Origin of the sequence: Microbacterium murale (assembly GCF_014635185.1) — a bacterium.
Classification (GTDB): Bacteria; Actinomycetota; Actinomycetes; order Actinomycetales; family Microbacteriaceae; genus Microbacterium; species Microbacterium murale.
In genome coordinates this window covers 424053-441745 of the sequence record NZ_BMCM01000003.1, presented here as the reverse complement: position 1 = coordinate 441745, position 17693 = coordinate 424053, and the positions used below count along the sequence as shown (strand labels likewise).

Sequence of the window (17693 nt, the reverse complement as noted above, 5' to 3'; positions counted from 1 at the left end):
CTGAGACCACGCGAGCGCCGCCCGCATCGAACGCAGGATGTGACATGACAACGACCGAAACCGAACTCGCTCCTCTCGAGTTCTCCGTGACCAAGAACCTCGCTGCACGCTCCGGCGCGCAGCGCGACGAAGCTCTCGCGAACCCGGGCTTCGGGACGATCTTCACCGACCACATGGTTGACATCTGCTGGTCGGCTCGCGGCGGATGGCACCGCCCGCGAGTGCAGCCGTACGGCCCGATCTCGCTCGACCCTGCGGCCGCGGTGCTGCACTACGGTCAGGAGATCTTCGAGGGCATCAAGGCGTACCGCCATGCGGACGGCTCGATCCACACGTTCCGTCCGGACCAGAATGCAGCCCGTCTGCAACGCAGTGCCCGCCGGATGGCACTGCCGGAACTTCCCGCCGAATACTTCATCCAGTCGCTGCGTGAACTCATCGCGGTCGACGGAGCCTGGGTGCCGTCGGGGGAGGATCAGAGCCTCTACCTGCGCCCGTTCATGTTCGCCAAGGAGGCGTTCCTCGGAGTGCGTCCGGCCCAGAAGGTCGCGTACTACGTGATCGCCAGCCCCGCCGGTTCGTACTTCAAGGGCGGCGTCAAGCCGGTGCGCATCTGGCTCTCAGAGACGCATGCTCGGGCAGGCAGAGGCGGTACAGGGGCAGCGAAGACCGGTGGCAACTACGCGTCCAGCCTGCTGCCGCAGGCTGAGGCCTATGACAAGGGCTGCGACCAGGTCGTGTTCCTCGATCAGGACGGCAACGTCGAAGAGCTCGGCGGAATGAACGTCGTGTTCGTCTTCAAGGACGGCCGCATCGTCACCCCAGAGTCCGACAGCATCCTCGAGGGCATCACCCGCAACTCGCTGCTGCAGCTCGCCGAGGATCGCGGTCACACGGTCGAGCGCCGTCCGGTGTCGCTGCAGGAGTGGCGCGACGGCGTCGCGTCGGGCGACATCATCGAGGTGTTCGCCTGCGGCACGGCCGCGGTGGTCACGCCGATCGGCGCGCTGGTGACGGCGGGCTACGAGGACGTTCAGCCGCTCGGCGATCTCGCCCTGTCGCTGCGCGAGGAGCTCACCGACATCCAGTACGGCCGCGCCACGGACAAGCACAACTGGCTCTACCGTCTGGACGCCTGACCACTGACGACTGACCCCACCCTCGCCCATACCCCTACCTTCGCCGAGACCCTACTTTCCTGCCGAGACCCCGTCGTATTGACGTGATTACGACGGGGTCTCGGCACCAATCAGGGGTCTCGGCGATCGGTGACTTGCTCTGCACAGGCAGAGCGACGGCAGTCCAGGTGGGGATAGCAGGGGAGCCGGGTCTGTAACGGGCATGATCGCTGGATGCCGAGACGGATCACCTTCGAACAAGCCGACGCGTTGCTCCGGTCCCGCGACGACATCGTTGCGACGGGAATCACGGACCGGCAGCTGCGCAGTCTCGTCGCCACGGGGACGTTTGTCCGCGTGCATCGGGGGTTCTACGTCGACGGCGCGTCGTGGCGTGAACTGTGGGCTGAAGGGCGGCACCTGCTGAGGGTCATCTCCCACGCGCGATCAAGCCCTGGTGAGTCTCCGGTATCCATGCAGATGTCGGCGGGAGTGCTCTGGGATCTGCCGCTTTACCGTGTTTCCGATCGAGTCGTCCACACTCTCATCCGAGGCGCGCGGCACACGCGTACGGTAGCGGGTATCACGCGCCATGACGTCGAGGTCGCGGACAACGACATCGTCGAGCGACACGGCCTGCGCTGCACCTCCTTGACAAGAACGGTGTTCGACATGGTCCGCACCATGCCTCCTGAGGCGGCGATCTCCGCTGCGGACGCAGCGCTCAGAATGATGGCCGTGTCGGGTCGGCGTCAGGATGCTGCGGCTGCAGAGCAGTGGCGGGAAGAGCTGCTGCGGTTGGCGGCGCCCGGTTTTCGCGGAGTTCGCAAAGTGCGCTGGGCAGTGGGCTTCGCAGACGGTCGAGCACAGCTGCCTGGTGAAAGCGTGAGTCGGCTGCAACTGTCTCGCCTGGGGTTTCACGACATCCATCTGCAGGTACCTGTGGTCGGGTCGGAAGGCGACCGCTATTTCATGGACTTCGGCTTTCCACGGTCGCGGATGTTCGGGGAGTTCGACGGCGAGGGCAAGTACCTTGAGCCGGAGTTGCGCGAGACGCCGACGCCTGTCGATGCCGTCCTGGCGGAGAAGCGACGCGAGGACGACGTGCGCGGTGTGACTGGGTGGGGTGTACGCCGCTGGGGCAGCGTCCACATCAAGAGCGTCGATGCGCTCGGCGCACGACTGACCGCGTTCGGCATCCACCCACCCGGATAGTTCCTCGCCGACACCCCAGGTTCCTGTCGACACCCCAGGGTCCCGACGCGAACAACCTGGGGTCTCGGCAAAGACCTGGGGTCTCGGCGAAGCACTGGGGCTCGGCGAAGCCCTGGGGGCTCGGCGGATCGAAGCGGATGGTCGCTAGGCTGGAGCGGTGAAGATCGCTCGGTTCAGCCACAATGACGCCATCCGCTACGGCATCGTCGACGAGCAGGAGCTCGTCGTCCTCGCCGGTGACCCGATGTTCGCGGGGTACGAGACCACCGGCGAGCGCGTGCCGCTCGCGGACGCCGCGCTGCTCGCACCCGTGATCCCTCGGTCGAAGGTGGTCTGCGTGGGCAAGAACTATCACGATCATGCGGCGGAGATGGGGGGAGTGGCGCCCGAAGAGCCGCTGCTGTTCCTCAAGCCCAACACCTCGGTGATCGGCCCGGGCGACACGATCGTGCGGCCGACGCTGTCCGAGCGTACGGAGCACGAGGGAGAGCTCGCGGTCGTCATCGGCCGGATCGCGAAGAACGTCAAGGCCGAGAACGCGCTCGACTACGTGTTCGGCTACACGGTCGGCAACGATGTCACCGCCAGGGACCTTCAGAAGAGGGACGGTCAGTGGACGCGCGGAAAGGGCTTCGACACGTTCTGCCCGCTGGGTCCGGTCATCGAGACGGACTTCGATCAGACGGATGCCACGATCGAGACCCGTGTCAACGGCGAGGTGCGCCAGCACGCACCGCTCAGCGACATGATCCACTCTGTCCCGGCGATCATCGAGTACGCGTCCGCCGTGTTCACCCTGCTGCCGGGTGACGTCATCCTCACCGGCACGCCCGCCGGTGTCGGCCCGTTCGTCGCCGGCGACACCGTCGAGGTCGAGGTCACCGGCCTCGGCGTCCTGCGCAACTCAGTGCGCGACGCGATGCCCGTGGTATGACGACTCTGCCGGTCGTCGACCAGGCGGCGATCCAGCGGCGCACGGTGCTCGTGCTGTCGCTCGGGCAGGTGCTCGGCGGCATCGCGTTCGGCGCCACTGTGTCCCTCGGGGCGCTGCTCGCGGCGGATCTGTCCGGTGACGATGCGCTGTCGGGACTGGCGACGGCTTCGGTCACGCTCGGGGCGGCGCTGTGCGCCATCCCGCTCGCACGACTCGCGAGCCGCGTCGGGCGCCGGCGGGCCCTGACCCTCGGGAACCTGTTCGCGCTGGTCGGCATCGGTGTCGTCATCCTCGCTGCGGCGCTGCGGATCTTCCCCTTGCTGCTGGCCGGCATCCTGATGATCGGCGCTGGCAACGCGGGCAATCTGCAGTCCCGGTTCGCGGCTACCGACCTCGCTGTGCCGAAGCACCGCGGGCGCGACCTGTCGGTGGTCGTGTGGGCGACGACGATCGGCGGTGTCTCGGGTCCGCTGCTGCTGGGGCCGGGAGAGATCGTCGGCCATGCGATCGGCATGCCGCCGCAGACCGGCTCGTACCTCTTCTCCCTGATCGCCCAGACCGCGGCGTTCATCCTCTACCTCGTCGCGCTGCGTCCTGACCCGCTGCTCACCGCGCAGAGGCTGGCGAAGGATGCCGCGGCATCGCTGTCTGCGCCATTGACCGTGCTCGACCGGCCGACAGTCGCTCGCTATGCGATCTTCGCGATCGCAGGATCGCACGTCGTCATGGCGTCGGTGATGGCCATGACGCCCATTCATCTGTCGCACATGGCCCACGGGATGCATGCGGGCCACGCGTCGACCGCTGATGTCTCCCTGCTCGTCGGCTTCACGATCGCTCTGCACGTCGCCGGCATGTACGGTCTGTCGCCCGTCTTCGGCATTCTCGCCGACCGGTGGGGGCGGCTGCGCGTCGTGCTGCTCGGGCAGGTTCTGCTGGCCGCAGCACTCGCGTTCGCGGTCTTCGTGAACGATCAGGCGTGGGGCGTGATGGTCGCGCTGATCCTGCTCGGGCTCGGCTGGAGTGCAGCGACCGTCGCGGGCGCGGCACTGCTCACCGAGGCGAGCGCGCTAGAGCTGCGCACGCGCCGCCAGGGCCGTAGCGACTCGCTCATGAGCCTGTCCGCCGCAGCCGGCGCCGTGCTCGCCGGCGTGGTGCTGTCGAACTTCCAGTACGCGGGGCTGGGGATCGCGGCATCCGTTCTCGTCCTCGTGATCGTGGTGCTCGCGCCGCTCGGGCGGACCAGGACGTGAGGACGGCCACGGGGTGAAGGCGTGGGAGGGCGTCGGTGAGGCTTACGCGGCCTCCTATGCCTCGCTGTGCGCTGGGAGTCACGATGAGATCCTTCGCCGTCTCGGGACGGCACACGGTCGTCGAGTGCTGGATGCCGGGTCGGGGACCGGCGCGCTCGCGGCACGACTGATGGACGCCGGCTGGTCGGTGACGGGCTGCGAACCGGAGGCGACGATGCGCGTCGTCGCCGCGCGGAATCATCCACAGGTCTCCATGGTCGAGGGCGCGTTGCCCGCACTGCCGTTCGAAGACGCCGCTTTCGATGCCGTCACGGCGAACTTCGTGCTCAATCACGTGTCCGATCCGCGAGCGGCAGCACAGGAGATCGCCCGTGTAGCGGCGCCGGATGCTGTGATGATCGCCACGATCTGGATCGTGTCGCCGTCGTGGTTCTGGCAGAGGGTCTGCGACCGCGCGGGCCTCGTCGTGTCGCCGACCGGGAGGCTGGCGCCGGAGAAGGACTTCGAGCGCTCCTCGGCCGGATTCGGAGGGATGCTGTCGGAAGGCGGCTGGCCCGCGGTCGATGTCGCCGAGTTCAGCTGGACGTGGCGCCCCACGACGGACGAGCTCTGGCGATCAGCCGAGGGCGGCGTCGCGTCGGCGGGCGCCTTCTATCGATCGCTCGAAACTGCTGAACGGGAAAGGTTCGCTCGAGCCTTCGATCGGTTGTGCGAGGAATGTTCGGACGACGGACGAGTCGCGCTCGATCACACGGCTGCCGTGGCCGGCAGCCGCAGGGGTTGAGCGGGCAGGCGAACCACGGCCGCACGCGTAGGATTGAGGGGCTATGGCTACCCCGCATCCCCTCACCACGACCGCTTCAGGTGCCGACGTCCGCGTCCGCTTCTGCCCTTCGCCGACCGGCCTTCCGCACGTGGGGATGGTGCGCACCGCTCTCTACAACTGGGCGTACGCGCGCCACAACGGCGGCAAGCTCATCTTCCGCATCGAAGACACCGATGCCGCGCGCGACAGCGAGGAGAGCTTCCAGCAGCTCGTCGACGCTCTGACCTGGTTGAAGATCGACTGGGATGAGGGTGTTCAGGTCGGCGGACCTCACGAGCCGTATCGCCAGTCGCAGCGTCACGACATCTACCGCGGCGTGATCGAGAAGCTTCTCGCGTCCGGTGCACTCTACGAGAGCTACTCGAACGCTGAGGAGATCGACGCACGCAACGAGGCGAACGGACGCGCGAAGCAGCTCGGCTACGACAACTTCGACCGCGACCTGACGGACGAGCAGAAGGCCGCCTTCCGCGAGGAGGGCCGTCAGCCCGCCCTGCGCCTGCGTGTGCCGGACGAGGATCTGACGTACGTCGACCTGATCCGCGGCGAGGTGACGTTCCCTGCCGGGTCGTTCCCCGACTTCGTGGTCGTGCGCCCGAACGGCGTTCCGCTGTACACGTTCGTGAACCCGGTCGACGACGCTCTGATGGGTATCACCCATGTGCTGCGCGGCGAAGACCTGATGCCGTCGACGGCGCGCCAGCTCGCCCTGTATGCCGCGCTGATCGAGGCGGGCGTCACGACCTTCGTCCCGCGCTTCGCGCACATGCCGCTGGTACTGGGGGAGACCGGCAACAAGAAGCTCTCCAAGCGCGACCCGCAGGCCGATCTGTTCCTGCACCGCGACCGCGGCTTCATCCATGAGGGGCTGCTCAACTACCTGGCGCTGCTCGGCTGGTCGATCGGTCCCGACCGCGACATCTTCTCGCTCGACGAGTTCATCGCCGCGTTCGACATCGAGAACGTCAACCCGAACCCGGCCCGCTTCGATCAGAAGAAGGCCGAATCGATCAACGGCGACCACATCCGGATGCTGGATGTGAAGGATTTCGCAGAGCGGACGATCCCGTACCTCGCCGCAGCAGGACTCTTCGATGAGCCGACTCACGAACAGCTCGTCCTTGCGTTCCGGGCGGCACCGTTGGTGCAGGAGCGCGTACAGCTCCTCGGTGAGGTGCCAGGCATGCTCGGATTCCTCTTCACCGACGAGATCTCGTACGACGCAGATGCGCTGAAGGGCCTGCCCGCCAATGCCGCGGAGGTGCTCGAGGCATGCATCGCGGCGCTCGAGCCTGTGACGGATTTCACTCCGGAGAAGATCCAGGATGCTCTCGCCACGGCACTGGTCGACAACCTCGAACTCAAGCCGCGGGTGGCCTACGGACCGCCGCGGGTCGCGATCACCGGGCGCCGCATCTCGCCGCCGCTGTTCGAATCGATGGAGCTGATCGGCAAGGACGTCACCCTGCAGCGACTTGCAGCCCTCGCGGAGATGCTCACGGCGTAGCGCGACCGAAGCGGAGCCGGGCGACGTGATGAAGACGCGCCGCCCTGGTCCTCGCGTTTTGGCTGCACCGTGAATATCGGGTAGAGTTGTCTCTCGGTGCGAGGCTCTGGTTTCGCCCTTGGGGTATGGTGTAATTGGCAACACGGCGGTTTCTGGTACCGTTGTTCTTGGTTCGAGTCCAGGTACCCCAGCCACAGAAAAACCCCCGCTCGTGCGGGGGTTTTCTTGGTTTACGAACACCTTCGCGAAAGCATCCGGAGCGACCGTCTTCACCGGGGAGGATCACATGTCACGACTGCCCGTAACCCGTGAGCAGGATGGCGAGAACACCGTCTACCGCAGTGCGGGGCGTCGCATCAGGAATGCACGCGAGATCACCAGAATCGAGGCGTTGGCGATACCGCCGGCGTGGACGGACGTCGAGATCGCGCGGTCATCGTCGGCCAAGGTGCTGGCCAGGGGAGTCGACGATGCCGGTCGGCGCCAGGCCATCTACAGCCCCGCGTACATCCGCAGCCAGGAGAAGAAGAAGTACGCGCGCATCCTGCGCTTCGCCGAACGCCTGCCGCGCCTGCGCAAGCAGGTCGACCATGATCTGCGCAGGCGCCGCTTGAACGAGGACAAGGTGGTCGCGTGCATCATCAGACTCATCGACCAGGAATTCTTCAGGGTCGGCAACCCCGAGTACGCCCGGAAGTACGATCACTACGGGGCCACGACGCTGCGTCGTAAGCACGCGGACGTCTCCTCGAGCAGCGTGACCTTCGACTTCGTCGGCAAGAGCGGAAAGAGGCACGTCAGGACGATCCGGGATCAGCAGATCGTGCGCATCATCCGACAGCTGAACGACATGCCGGGGTACGAGATCTTCCGTTTCTTCGACGAAGATGGCGTGATCCGCGACGTCGACAGCAAGCGTGTGAACGCCTACGTGAAGAGGCATATGGGCAAGGAGTTCTCGGCGAAGGACTTCCGCACGTGGGGCGGCACGCTGCTGGCGACCTCTGCCCTGCTCGCCGCCGAGACCGAGCGCGACGGCGGCGACGGAGATGCGGCAGTGGTGCGCGACGTCATCGAGCAGGTCGCGGAGCGCCTCGGCAACACACCGGCGGTGACGAAGGGATCGTACATCGACCCTCGTGTGTTCGCCGCCTTCGAGGACGGCGTCACGATCCCCGAAGTGCGAAAGACGATGGGCCGTATGCGTCCGCGGAAGTACTTGACGCTCGAGGAGCAATGCGTGCTCAAGGTGCTGCGCAAGCGTTGAGCTGCGCCGCCCGTGTCAGCTGAGCGACATCAGTTGAGCGATGTCAGCCGACGTGCGCGGAGAGCCACGGCATCGGATCGACCGGCACGCTGTCGACGTGCACCTCGAAGTGCAAGCACGAACCGAACACGTAGCCCGTCGAGCCGACGTCGCCGATGTACTGGCCGGCTGTGACGCACTCGCCGACCTGCACCGCGCGGGTGCCGTAGTTCATGTGCGAGTAGACCGTGCTGACAGCCTCACCGTCGATGACGCTCTCGATCTGGATCGTGACGCCGTACCCCTGGTAGCTCTCCGTCGAGCGGGAGACGCAGCCGTCCATCGCGGCGTTGATCGGCGAGCCGACGGGCGCGGCGAAGTCCTGTCCAAGATGCGATCGACCCGGCCTGGAAGCGCCGAAGCCGTCGGTGAACGAGTAGGCCCCTGCCGCCATCGGCATCACGACCTGGTGGGCGATGGGGATCTCCACCGCGCTGCCGAGCGGCATCCCCGCTGCCAGCGCGGCTGCGACTGCGCGGGAACGTGTCTCATCGATCTCTGTCGGCGTCGTTGCGGAGAAGTTGCCTCGCGGGGCGATCTCGGCGCGGATCTCGTCCGTGGAGCTGTACGACTGCGCGACATCCTGGAGAGCCGAGACGCCGGCGGTGGCGGCGGAAACAGGCTCGGCGTCCGGGTTCAGTGACGGGAGAGCGATCCCGGTGATCAACGTGCCGACCGCCAGTACGGCGCTCAACGACTTCATCTTGGCCCAGCGGCGACGATGCGTTCGTGGCTTCGGGCGGCGCGGCTCTGCGCGGCGCGGCTCTGCTCGGCGCGGCGGCGTTGCGGCCGACGCGGTCGGGCTCGCGGCGACACTCGGAGTCGGGCTCGCGGCGACAACCGGAGTCGGGCTCGCGGCGACACTCGGAGTCGGGGTCGCGGCGACAACCGGAGTCGGGGTCGCGCGTGGACGCAGGTCGCGTCGCAGTTGCGGTCGAGATGCGTTGAGGGAGTCTGATGTAGCCGAGGCGGAATCGGGGGCGCGCTCGGATCGCACTGAAGTCGTGAGGGATCCTTCCGACGCAGAATGGGTTGTTCTGCTCACGGCCGGTCCCTTCGGGCGAGACCGTTACCGATCTGTAATGTACGCGGCAAATCGCCGACTCGTCAAATCGAGCGGCGTGCCAAGGCGTGGGTGACAGCAAAAGGCCCGATCCCGCATTGCGGCAGGATCGGGCCTTGAAGCTCTAATTCAGAGCGCGGTGATGTTCGTCGCCTGGGGACCCTTGGGGCCCTGCTCCGTGTCGAACTCGACCTTCTGTGCTTCCTCGAGGTTGCGGTGTCCGCTGCCCTGGATCGCGCTGAAGTGCGCGAAGACATCGGCGGATCCGTCATCGGGAGCAATGAAGCCGTAGCCCTTGTCGGAGTTGAACCATTTGACAGTGCCAGTGGCCATGCTGTGTTTCCTTTGTGTTCGTGGGCCGAGCTTCGACCCGTAATGCCTCGACGATGTTCGGCTCGGCAGCTTGTGGGGGCTCTCAGTGTGACGGCGGAGATTCGCTGCGTCTCGTGTCTGGGAGCGTGAGGTAGATGAAGGACGATGATCGAGTGGCCACCATGCTGGTTGCAGTCGGGCCGATGAACAGCCGGAGATTCCGGAAGTCAACGTGAATGTGTCGCCCCAGCTTAGCCCATTCCGGGGACAACTTGTTGACGGCTGTGGAGTTCGCCCATGAAACGATGGACGACATGAGCTCTGCGAACCTGACCAGGCAGGAGACCGCCGCACGATCGGCGGCCGTGAACGTGCACGAGATTCGAGTCGAACTCGATCTGCGGGATGCGCAGAACCCGGAACAGCGCGGGTTCAGCACCACGACGACGTTGGCGTTCGATTCCTCGGAATCCACCACCTGGATCGACTTCATCGGCGAGTCGGTCGACCACGTCATCGTCAACGATATCGAGGTGCCCATCGAATACGACGGCGCCCGGATCACCGTCAGGGGGCTCGCCGCATCCAACACCGCCGTGATCGGGGCGACCGGCGTGTACAGTCGGTCCGGCGAAGGGCTGCACCGTTTCGTCGATCCGGTCGACGGCGAGACCTATCTCTATACGCAATACGAGCCCGCCGACTCGCGCCGGGTGATGGCGTGCTTCGAACAGCCGGACATGAAGGCGTCGTACACGTTCGTCGTGCATGCGCCCAGCGGCTGGCAGGTGCTGTCGAACCAGCGCGTCGCGAAAGCGGAGGAGGCGGACGGCGTGCAGACCGTGGAGTTGGCGCCGACGCTGCCGCTCTCGAGCTACATCACGGCTGTGGCGGCAGGGCCGTATCATCGAGTCGACGGCACCTGGAGTCGCGCAGATCAGGAGGTCGCACTCGGCGTTCTCTGCCGGGCATCGCTCGCACCGCACCTCGAAGCGGACGAGATCATCGAGATCACGCGTCAGGGGCTGGACTTCTTCACGGATGCGTTCGCGTTCGCGTACCCGTGGGGCAAGTACGACCAGATCTTCGTGCCCGAGTACAACCTCGGAGCCATGGAGAATCCCGGCCTTGTCACGTTCACCGAGGCGTACATCCCCCGGGGAGCCGCCACAGACGCCCAACGGGGGGCGCGCGCGAACACGATCCTGCACGAGATGGCGCACATGTGGTTCGGCGACCTCGTCACGATGCGCTGGTGGGACGATCTGTGGCTGAAGGAATCGTTCGCCGACTACATGGGCTCGCACGCCTCAGCGGCAGCGACCCGGTTCACCGATGCATGGGAGCGGTTCGCCGCCAACCGCAAGGCATGGGCGTACCAGCAGGATCAGCTTCCGACGACGCATCCGATTGTCGCCGACATCACCGATCTCGAGGCGGCCAAGCTCAACTTCGACGGCATAACCTACGCGAAGGGTGCAGCCGTGCTGAAGCAGCTCGTCGCGTTCGTCGGCGCGGAGGCCTTCTTCGAAGGCGCGCGGCGATACTTCGCCGCTCATGCGTACGGCAACACAACACTCGATGACCTGCTCGTGCAGCTCGAGGACGCGTCCGGTCGCGACGTGCGCGCCTGGTCGAAGGCCTGGCTGGAGACCAGCGGTGTCTCGACCCTGTGGCTGGAGACCGACAGCGAAGGGGCGCGGATGCTGGTGCAGAGCGATCCGCGGCCGCATCGGCTGCGCGTCGGGCTGTACGACCTGACCGACGGCCGACTCGTGCTGCATGAGCAGGTCGAGCTCGACATCACGGGGGAGCGGACACCGGTCGCGCTACCCGATGCGGATCTCGTACTCCTCAACGACGAGGACCTGAGCTACGTCAAGGCGCGGCTCGATGACGCCTCGCTGGCCGCCGTCAGGACAGCGCTGTCCACCCTTCCGCCGCTGCCGCGTGCCCTGGTGTGGTCGTCGCTGTGGAACGCCGCACGCGACGGCGAACTGCCGGCCGCGGAGTACCTGGAGATCGTACGTCGCCACGCACCGGCAGAGGAGAACACCGGATTGCTCGCCGGTGTGCTGGCGAACGCCGCGTACACGATCGGGCACTTCGTTCCCGCCCCGCAGCGCGACGCCGAGCGTGACGCGTGGCTCACGGCCACCGAGACGGCGATGGATGCTGCGGCACCAGGCAGCGACGCACAGTTGGCGTGGGCACGGGCGTTCGCCACGGCATCCGCAGTGAGCGATGCCGGCACAGAGAGGGTCCGCGCGCTCCTCGATGGAGAGGGACCGGCCGGACTCCCGATCGACCCGCAATTGCGCTGGTCGCTGATCGCGGCGTCGGCGACGACGGGGAATCTCTCGGAAGACGCCATTGCGAAGGAGCTCGAGAACGACGACACCGCCGAGGGGCGCACGGCCGCCCTGCGTGCGCTGGCGTCTCGTCCCACCGCGGACGTCCGTTCTGCCGCATGGGACCGGGCCTGGAGCGATCACAGCCTGAGCAATGATCACCTCGACGCCATCATCGCCGGCGTGCGAGCGGGTGCGCGTCGTGACCTCATCGCTCGATTCGATGACGAGTACTTCGCGTGGATCGCCGGTACCTGGGACTCGCGGAGCATCGAGATCGCCAGGAGGCTCGTGCTCGGGCTGTTCCCGGGGACGGAGACCACGAATGCGGTCGACGCATGGCTCGCGGCGAACGCGGCCGCGCCCGCGGCGCTGCGCCGCCTCGTGATCGAACAGCGCGATCATCTGGCTCGGGAGATCAGAGTGCGGGCTGCGCAGTAGTCTCCTCAGCCTGCAGCTCCAGCGCCGTGCTGCGGCCGAGCGCGAGATAGTCTTCACGGTCATCGCTCTGTGTGAGCAGGATGGCGGACACTGAAGCGGCCCACGCGCGTGCTCGAATCCAGGTCGCGTCGTCGTAGCGATCCTCGGTGCACCGTCGGAACTATGCGCGGCCGTTCGCGTCGAACGCCATCCACGCGACCGCGAGGTCGTAGGCCGGGTCGCCGGCGGTGACGTCCCCGAAGTCGATGAGAGCCGACAGCCGATCACCGGAGATGATGATGTTGCCCGAATGGAGATCGCCGTGAATCCACACCCGTTCGGCGCTGCTCGGTGCGGCGGTCCCGGCGGCCCAGGCTCTGTCGAGCACGGCAGCGTGCGGTGCAGGAGTCAGAGCGATGAGAGTGCGCATGCGCTCGTCCCGTTCGGCGAGCGGAACACCCCGAACGGGGTTGTGAGGTGCATCCGCCGGGGCAGTCCTGTGGAGCGCGCGGAGAGCGCGAGCGAGATCCGGCGCCCAGCCGGTGTTGTCGGGGCGAGCACGCTCGAGCGCATGTTCTCCGGGGATCCACGGCACGATCGACCAAGGCCAGGGGAACTCAGACGTCGCCTGTCCGTTGACGACGGGGACCGGGGCCCGAACACCGGCGGCTTCGAGCACAGGACCGAGGATGAGGAGCGCCTGCTGCTCGTGCTCGATCAATGGGGCAGCGACCTCGCGACGGGGGATGCGCACCGCGAGGTCATCGCCGAGTCGCCAGGTCGCGTTGTCCCATCCTTCGTAGACCAGCTGCAACGCGCGATCTACGAGATGAGGCGCGCCCTGCGCGAGCAGCATCCGCACCGCGCTCTCGTCGATTGTGCGCTCGGCGCCCGGTGAGTGGGCCACGACTACAGATCCAGCGTGTCGCCGGGGTCGAGCTCGAAGAACTCGCCGCCGTGCTGCTCAGTCGCCCACTTCAGGCGCGAGCGGTGCATGTCGCGGCCGATGACGGACAGCGTCATGTCGTGCACGCCGAAAGCTCGGCGGGGCGCGACGGCCAGGACGAAGTCCATCGCCTCTCCGATCTTGAGCCACGGGGCGCCCAGAGGCGCGGCGAGGGCGTCGACCTCGACTCCTTCCGGTACCGCGTACGAATCGCCCGGGTAGTAGAGCTCGTCGTTGATCAGCACCCCGACGTTCTGAACGCGCGGCAGCGAGGAGTGGATGATCTCGTGATCGCCGCCGAAGAATCGCAGCGAGAAAGGCCCGGCGCTCACCGTGTCACCGGGTGCGACGACGGTGATCTCGTAGTCGGCTGCGGCCGCGGCGACACCTGCAGGTGCGAAGATCGGGGTGCCAGGAGCGTCGCGGAGGATGCGGTCGAGGTGATCGGGCGTCCAGTGATCCGGATGCTCGTGCGTGATCACGACGGCGACGAGACCGGACAGGTCGACGAGCGGGCTGGTGAACGACCCAGGATCGACGAGCAGGGTGTCGCCGCCGAGGTCGAGGCGGAGGGTGGCATGTTCGAACTTCGTGACGCGCATGGGACGAGTCAACTCCTACTTCGACTGCACGGCAAACGGCGTTGAGATCATGACGCGCCCGGGATCTCTGCGCGGTCGACCCGATTTTGCGGAGTGCGAAATCCCATGGCATACTTGAACGGTTGTCGCGGGGCTGGAACGCTCCGCAAGACGGCCCCATCGTATAGCGGCCTAGTACGCTGCCCTCTCACGGCGGTAACGCGGGTTCGAATCCCGCTGGGGTCACAGACACGAGAAAACCCCCGGATTTCCGGGGGTTTTCTGCGTATCCGGCAATCGTCTACGCGGTCATGCGGCCGATCGATCTTGTACGGGCCTGCGGCGCAGTGCTGCCGACTCGATGGCGGGTGTGTTGTACTCCTGGTCCATCCTGCCGACTCCCGTTCCAGGTGCGACGATCTCATCGATCCGGTCGAGGATCTCGTCCGAGAGCCGCACCTCGGCCGCCGCGAGAAGGTCATCGAGCTGCTCCATCGTCCGCGGACCGATGAGCGCAGATGTCACGCCCGGATGTGCGATCACGAACGCGAGTGCCAGATGCGTGAGAGGCAGGCCGGCATCTGCGGCGAGCGGGATGAACTTCTCGACCGCATCGATGCGGTGCTCGTCGCGCAGAGCGGCGAACAGGCGTGTGCGGCGAAGGTCGGTGTCCTGCCCGCGGCGGACACGTCCGGTCAGCATGCCGCTGGCCAGCGGACTCCAGATCACGGTGCCCATGCCATAGCGCTGCGCGACCGGCAGTACCTCCCGCTCGATCGAACGATCCAGCAGCGAGTAGTGCGGCTGCTCGGTGCGGAAGCGCTCGAGCCCTCGCCGCTCGGCGACCCATTGGGCCTCCACGATGTCGGAGGCGGGCATATCGGAGGAGCCGATCGCGCGGACCTTGCCGCTGCGTACGAGGTCCGTGAGCGCGGAGAGGGTCTCATCGATGTCGGTCTCCGGATCAGGGCGATGCATCTGGTAGAGATCGAGATGGTCCGTGTTCAACCGGCGCAGCGAGTTCTCGACCGCCGTGATGATCCACCGGCGTGAGCCGCCCTGATGGTTGGGATCATCGCCGATGGGGCGCGCGAACTTCGATGCGAGCACGACGTCGTCTCGCCGTCCCTTCAGTGCCTCACCGAGCATCTCCTCGGATTCTCCGTAGGCGTCGGCGGTGTCGATGAAGTTGATGCCGGCATCGAGGGCGCGGGCCACCATCCGGTTCACTTCTGTCTGATCGCCGTTCCCGAATGAACTGAACATCATCGCCCCGAGGGCGAATGGTGAGACGCGGATGCCGGTGCGTCCGAGTGTGCGGTAGTGCATGGTTCTCCTTCAGGGGATCGGTGTGTTCCGAGTCCGAGTTCGGTATGCTCGCTTAAGCGGAACACTCGTCCGCAACTATACGGAACCGTGTTCCGTTTGTCACGCGACGGAAGAAGAAGATGAGCAGCCCGGCGAAAGAAGGCGCCCCCAGACGCAAGCGGGCGGATGCTGTGCGCAACACCGAGTCGGTGCTCGAGGCCGCAAAAGCGGCATTCGCCGAATCAGGGGTGGATGCGCCGATGCGCGACATCGCTGCGCGCGCAGGCGTCGGCGTCGGCACGATCTACCGCAACTACCCGCTGCGCTCCGATCTGATCATCGCCGTGTTCCGTCGAGAGGTCGATGCGACTGCGGCTGAAGCGGACCGTCTCGCTGCGCAGTGCCCGCCTCCGGAGGCACTGCGGCTCTGGACGGAGCGATTCGCGAGGTTCGTCGCGACCAAGCGTGGCTTCGCCAGCGCACTGCACTCCGGTGATCCCGCGTATCAGCCTCTGCCCGCATATTTCTTCGGCACGCTCGCACCGAAGGTGCAGAGCATCTTGGATGCCGGCGCCCGGGAAGGCAGCATCCGAGCCGACGTCAGCGCCGGCGACCTCATCCACGCCCTCAGTCGGCTCGCGCAGGAGGATGCCGGCGGCACAGGAGACTCGGCGACGCGGATGACGGACGTGCTGCTGGATGGGCTGTTCGTCAACCTCTGACCTGGTTGAGAAGACCTTCGCCTGCTGCTCAGGATCGCAGCGACATGTCCCGCAACTGCCTGTTGCGCAAAGGGAACACCATCATCAGCATGAGCGCGCCTCCGAAGGTCACGAACGGCACCCAGGTCGCGGTAACGGATGCCAGCGCGCCGAACGCCGCCATCGCCAATGGCATCAGCACGTCGTCGCCCAGCCGGGTGATCGAGCTCATGCGGCCGAGATATGCCGTATCGATCGTGGCGGCGAATGTCGCGCCGAGCAGGACCGACGCGAATCCTGCAGTCACCCCGATCACGAAGCATCCGATCGCCGCGGTCCACGCCGGGCCGACGCCGATCAGGATGATTCCCGCGCCCTGCACGACGAGCGCCCAGAATCCGCCGCGCGCCTCGTGAGTCGGACGCCACTTGGCGACGGAGATGGCGCCGAGGGCCGCACCGAGGCCGATCAGCGCCTCGAACAGCCCAACCGCCTGCGCGCCCCAGCCCTCGTCGTGGGCCCGCAGGGCGATTCCGATTCCGGTCGCAGGGCCGACGGCGAGATTCAGTCCAGACAGCGCGATGACCAGCGTGCGCGTGGTGGGGGCATCGCGAAGGTGCGCGAACCCGTGTTGGATGCCGCGCAGTGCTGACTCTCGTGCCGCGCGGGCCAGCGCGAACCGCGGACGCAGGAAGATCGCTATGAAGGCGATCACCAGGGTGAAGGTCAGTGCGTTGAGCGACGCACTTCCGCCGAGGCCGGCGTATGCGACGAGGAATCCGCCGATCGCGGCGCCGCCCATGGTGCCCAGCCTCGTCGCGGTCTGCATGACTGCGCTGTACGACGGCAGGTCGGAGGTGCGCACGAGCTGCCGGCCGATCGTCGCGGCCGATGGCTCGTAGAACGCATCGCACACGCCGAAGGAGATCGCCGCGAGCAGCAGCAGGAGCACCGACGGCGGGGATGCCAGCACCCAGAGCGCCACGAACACCAGCAGGCCGACCCGCAGCGCGTTGAACACGATCATGACGGTGCGGGCGTTCGCACGATCGGCGAGCACGCCGCCGAACAGCAGCACGACGGCCCGGGGGATCGTGCCCGCGGCGACGATGACTCCGGCGATCGCCGGAGAGGTGATCTGCACTGCCGTCCACGCGAGCGCGATCGTCCAGATGGCGTCCCCGGCATCCGACAGCGCCTTGACGGCGATCCAGGCGTGGACGGTGAGGTCTCTCGAGAACCGCGGCGGCTCTCGCAGCAGTGTGGGCTCGGCGATGCTCATGGCGTCGTCGGGAATCCGTGCGCGAAGACGAAGACCGGGCGTCGTTCGGCGCCGTCCTCCCGGTCGATGGCCGTGCGCCAGGCGTCGATGGTGTCACGCAGGGCGTCGGAGAGCTGGGTGAGTTCCGCTGCGCTCGCCCAGGTGAGGGTGTCTGTGCTGAACGCGGCGCGCGACCATTCGGGCTCCGGGCGCTGCTGCTTGCCGCTGTGCCACGACTTCAGCCGCTGCAGCTGCGTGGAGATGTTGGTCCGCTCGGCCTCGCGCGCCAGCAGCGCGTTCGAGGGCGAGTCGTCGAAATCATCTGCGGACCAGCTGAAACTGCGGCGCGCGGGCTGCCACCAGCTCGTGCGCTTGTCGGAGTCCGGTGCGTCGGCGCGCTCCACGATGCCTGCTCGCTCGAGCATCCGCAGATGATGGCTGATGCTGCCGACCTGCTGGTCGAGGGCGCGAGCCAGGGTGGTCACCTGGCTCGCGCCGTAGAGGCCTAGGTAGTCGAAGATTCGGCGCCGTACGGGATGGTGCACAGCGGTGATGGCCTGGATCTCTTCCATGCCGCCAACGCTATGGTCG

The 17693-nt window shown here is 66.7% G+C and carries 16 protein-coding genes and 2 tRNA genes; 11 read left to right on the top strand and 7 right to left on the bottom strand.

The genetic code is table 11. The annotated features are described in order from the left end of the window. Positions 1-44 precede the first annotated feature (44 nt). From IEV67_RS11725 to IEV67_RS11690, 8 genes are all read left to right on the top strand, one after another. Positions 45-1139, top strand: coding sequence for a branched-chain amino acid aminotransferase (locus IEV67_RS11725; RefSeq protein WP_188436740.1), 1095 nt, complete (start codon positions 45-47; stop codon positions 1137-1139). 213 nt (positions 1140-1352) lie between these two features. Then, positions 1353-2333, top strand: a complete 981-nt coding sequence (locus tag IEV67_RS11720; RefSeq protein ID WP_188436739.1) for a type IV toxin-antitoxin system AbiEi family antitoxin domain-containing protein — start codon at positions 1353-1355, stop codon at positions 2331-2333. A gap of 157 nt (positions 2334-2490) precedes the next feature. Next, complete coding sequence (locus tag IEV67_RS11715; protein WP_188436738.1) at positions 2491-3267, top strand: fumarylacetoacetate hydrolase family protein; 777 nt, start codon at positions 2491-2493, stop codon at positions 3265-3267. Next, positions 3264-4520, top strand: a complete 1257-nt coding sequence (locus IEV67_RS11710; RefSeq protein WP_188436737.1) for an MFS transporter — start codon at positions 3264-3266, stop codon at positions 4518-4520. The genes IEV67_RS11715 and IEV67_RS11710 overlap by 4 nt, the downstream gene beginning before the upstream one ends. A gap of 13 nt (positions 4521-4533) precedes the next feature. Next, on the top strand, positions 4534-5304 hold the full coding sequence (locus tag IEV67_RS11705; RefSeq protein ID WP_188436736.1) for a class I SAM-dependent methyltransferase: 771 nt from the start codon (positions 4534-4536) through the stop codon (positions 5302-5304). 43 nt (positions 5305-5347) lie between these two features. Further along, positions 5348-6853, top strand: a complete 1506-nt coding sequence (gene gltX, locus IEV67_RS11700; RefSeq protein WP_188436735.1) for a glutamate--tRNA ligase — start codon at positions 5348-5350, stop codon at positions 6851-6853. Positions 6854-6972: 119 nt separating this feature from the next. Continuing rightward, positions 6973-7047 (top strand) — tRNA-Gln (locus IEV67_RS11695). A gap of 92 nt (positions 7048-7139) precedes the next feature. After that, positions 7140-8120 carry a DNA topoisomerase IB gene (locus tag IEV67_RS11690; RefSeq protein ID WP_188436734.1) on the top strand — a complete coding sequence of 327 codons (981 nt, stop codon included), beginning with the start codon at positions 7140-7142 and terminating at the stop codon, positions 8118-8120. 43 nt (positions 8121-8163) lie between these two features. Here IEV67_RS11690 and IEV67_RS11685 read toward each other — a convergent pair whose 3' ends face one another. Together IEV67_RS11685 and IEV67_RS11680 are read right to left on the bottom strand one after the other, a co-directional pair. Continuing rightward, entirely contained in the window at positions 8164-8862 is a 699-nt protein-coding gene (locus IEV67_RS11685) for a M23 family metallopeptidase (protein ID WP_188436733.1), read from the bottom strand. A gap of 489 nt (positions 8863-9351) precedes the next feature. Further along, positions 9352-9555, bottom strand: coding sequence for a cold-shock protein (locus IEV67_RS11680; RefSeq protein ID WP_033104556.1), 204 nt, complete (start codon positions 9553-9555; stop codon positions 9352-9354). 293 nt (positions 9556-9848) lie between these two features. Between IEV67_RS11680 and pepN the strand changes: the two genes are divergently transcribed. Further along, positions 9849-12326, top strand: a complete 2478-nt coding sequence (pepN, locus tag IEV67_RS11675; RefSeq protein ID WP_188436732.1) for an aminopeptidase N — start codon at positions 9849-9851, stop codon at positions 12324-12326. A gap of 160 nt (positions 12327-12486) precedes the next feature. Here pepN and IEV67_RS11670 read toward each other — a convergent pair whose 3' ends face one another. Both IEV67_RS11670 and IEV67_RS11665 read right to left on the bottom strand, forming a co-directional pair. Beyond that, positions 12487-13212, bottom strand: coding sequence for an aminoglycoside phosphotransferase family protein (locus IEV67_RS11670; RefSeq protein WP_229703045.1), 726 nt, complete (start codon positions 13210-13212; stop codon positions 12487-12489). Positions 13213-13214: 2 nt separating this feature from the next. Then, on the bottom strand, positions 13215-13853 hold the full coding sequence (locus IEV67_RS11665; protein ID WP_188436731.1) for an MBL fold metallo-hydrolase: 639 nt from the start codon (positions 13851-13853) through the stop codon (positions 13215-13217). A gap of 152 nt (positions 13854-14005) precedes the next feature. Between IEV67_RS11665 and IEV67_RS11660 the strand changes: the two genes are divergently transcribed. Then, a tRNA-Glu gene (locus tag IEV67_RS11660) sits at positions 14006-14078 on the top strand. Between the two features lie 63 nt (positions 14079-14141). Here IEV67_RS11660 and IEV67_RS11655 read toward each other — a convergent pair. Beyond that, a complete protein-coding gene (locus IEV67_RS11655; protein WP_188436730.1) occupies positions 14142-15161 on the bottom strand; it encodes an aldo/keto reductase in 1020 nt (339 codons plus the stop codon). Positions 15162-15280: 119 nt separating this feature from the next. Here IEV67_RS11655 and IEV67_RS11650 point away from each other — a divergent pair, with 119 nt between their 5' ends. Next, positions 15281-15862 (top strand): TetR/AcrR family transcriptional regulator, encoded by a 582-nt coding sequence (locus IEV67_RS11650; protein WP_188436729.1) that lies wholly within the window; start codon positions 15281-15283, stop codon positions 15860-15862. A gap of 28 nt (positions 15863-15890) precedes the next feature. Here IEV67_RS11650 and IEV67_RS11645 read toward each other — a convergent pair whose 3' ends face one another. Beyond that, entirely contained in the window at positions 15891-17123 is a 1233-nt protein-coding gene (locus IEV67_RS11645; protein ID WP_188436728.1) for an MFS transporter, read from the bottom strand. Next, entirely contained in the window at positions 17120-17674 is a 555-nt protein-coding gene (locus IEV67_RS11640; RefSeq protein ID WP_188436727.1) for a winged helix-turn-helix domain-containing protein, read from the bottom strand. Before IEV67_RS11640 ends, IEV67_RS11645 begins: the two co-directional genes overlap by 4 nt. Positions 17675-17693: the final 19 nt, after the last annotated feature.

What these genes read in the sequence shown, in the direction of transcription:
- IEV67_RS11725 (WP_188436740.1), top strand. Translation starts at nt 45, where the DNA reads ATGACAACGACCGAAACCGAACTCGCTCCTCTCGAGTTCTCCGTGACC.
- IEV67_RS11720 (WP_188436739.1), top strand. Translation starts at nt 1,353, where the DNA reads ATGCCGAGACGGATCACCTTCGAACAAGCCGACGCGTTGCTCCGGTCC.
- IEV67_RS11710 (WP_188436737.1), top strand. Translation starts at nt 3,264, where the DNA reads ATGACGACTCTGCCGGTCGTCGACCAGGCGGCGATCCAGCGGCGCACG.
- gltX (WP_188436735.1), top strand. Translation starts at nt 5,348, where the DNA reads ATGGCTACCCCGCATCCCCTCACCACGACCGCTTCAGGTGCCGACGTC.
- IEV67_RS11690 (WP_188436734.1), top strand. Translation starts at nt 7,140, where the DNA reads ATGTCACGACTGCCCGTAACCCGTGAGCAGGATGGCGAGAACACCGTC.
- IEV67_RS11685 (WP_188436733.1), bottom strand. Translation starts at nt 8,862, where the DNA reads ATGAAGTCGTTGAGCGCCGTACTGGCGGTCGGCACGTTGATCACCGGG.
- IEV67_RS11680 (WP_033104556.1), bottom strand. Translation starts at nt 9,555, where the DNA reads ATGGCCACTGGCACTGTCAAATGGTTCAACTCCGACAAGGGCTACGGC.
- pepN (WP_188436732.1), top strand. Translation starts at nt 9,849, where the DNA reads ATGAGCTCTGCGAACCTGACCAGGCAGGAGACCGCCGCACGATCGGCG.
- IEV67_RS11665 (WP_188436731.1), bottom strand. Translation starts at nt 13,853, where the DNA reads ATGCGCGTCACGAAGTTCGAACATGCCACCCTCCGCCTCGACCTCGGC.
- IEV67_RS11655 (WP_188436730.1), bottom strand. Translation starts at nt 15,161, where the DNA reads ATGCACTACCGCACACTCGGACGCACCGGCATCCGCGTCTCACCATTC.
- IEV67_RS11650 (WP_188436729.1), top strand. Translation starts at nt 15,281, where the DNA reads ATGAGCAGCCCGGCGAAAGAAGGCGCCCCCAGACGCAAGCGGGCGGAT.
- IEV67_RS11645 (WP_188436728.1), bottom strand. Translation starts at nt 17,123, where the DNA reads ATGAGCATCGCCGAGCCCACACTGCTGCGAGAGCCGCCGCGGTTCTCG.
- IEV67_RS11640 (WP_188436727.1), bottom strand. Translation starts at nt 17,674, where the DNA reads ATGGAAGAGATCCAGGCCATCACCGCTGTGCACCATCCCGTACGGCGC.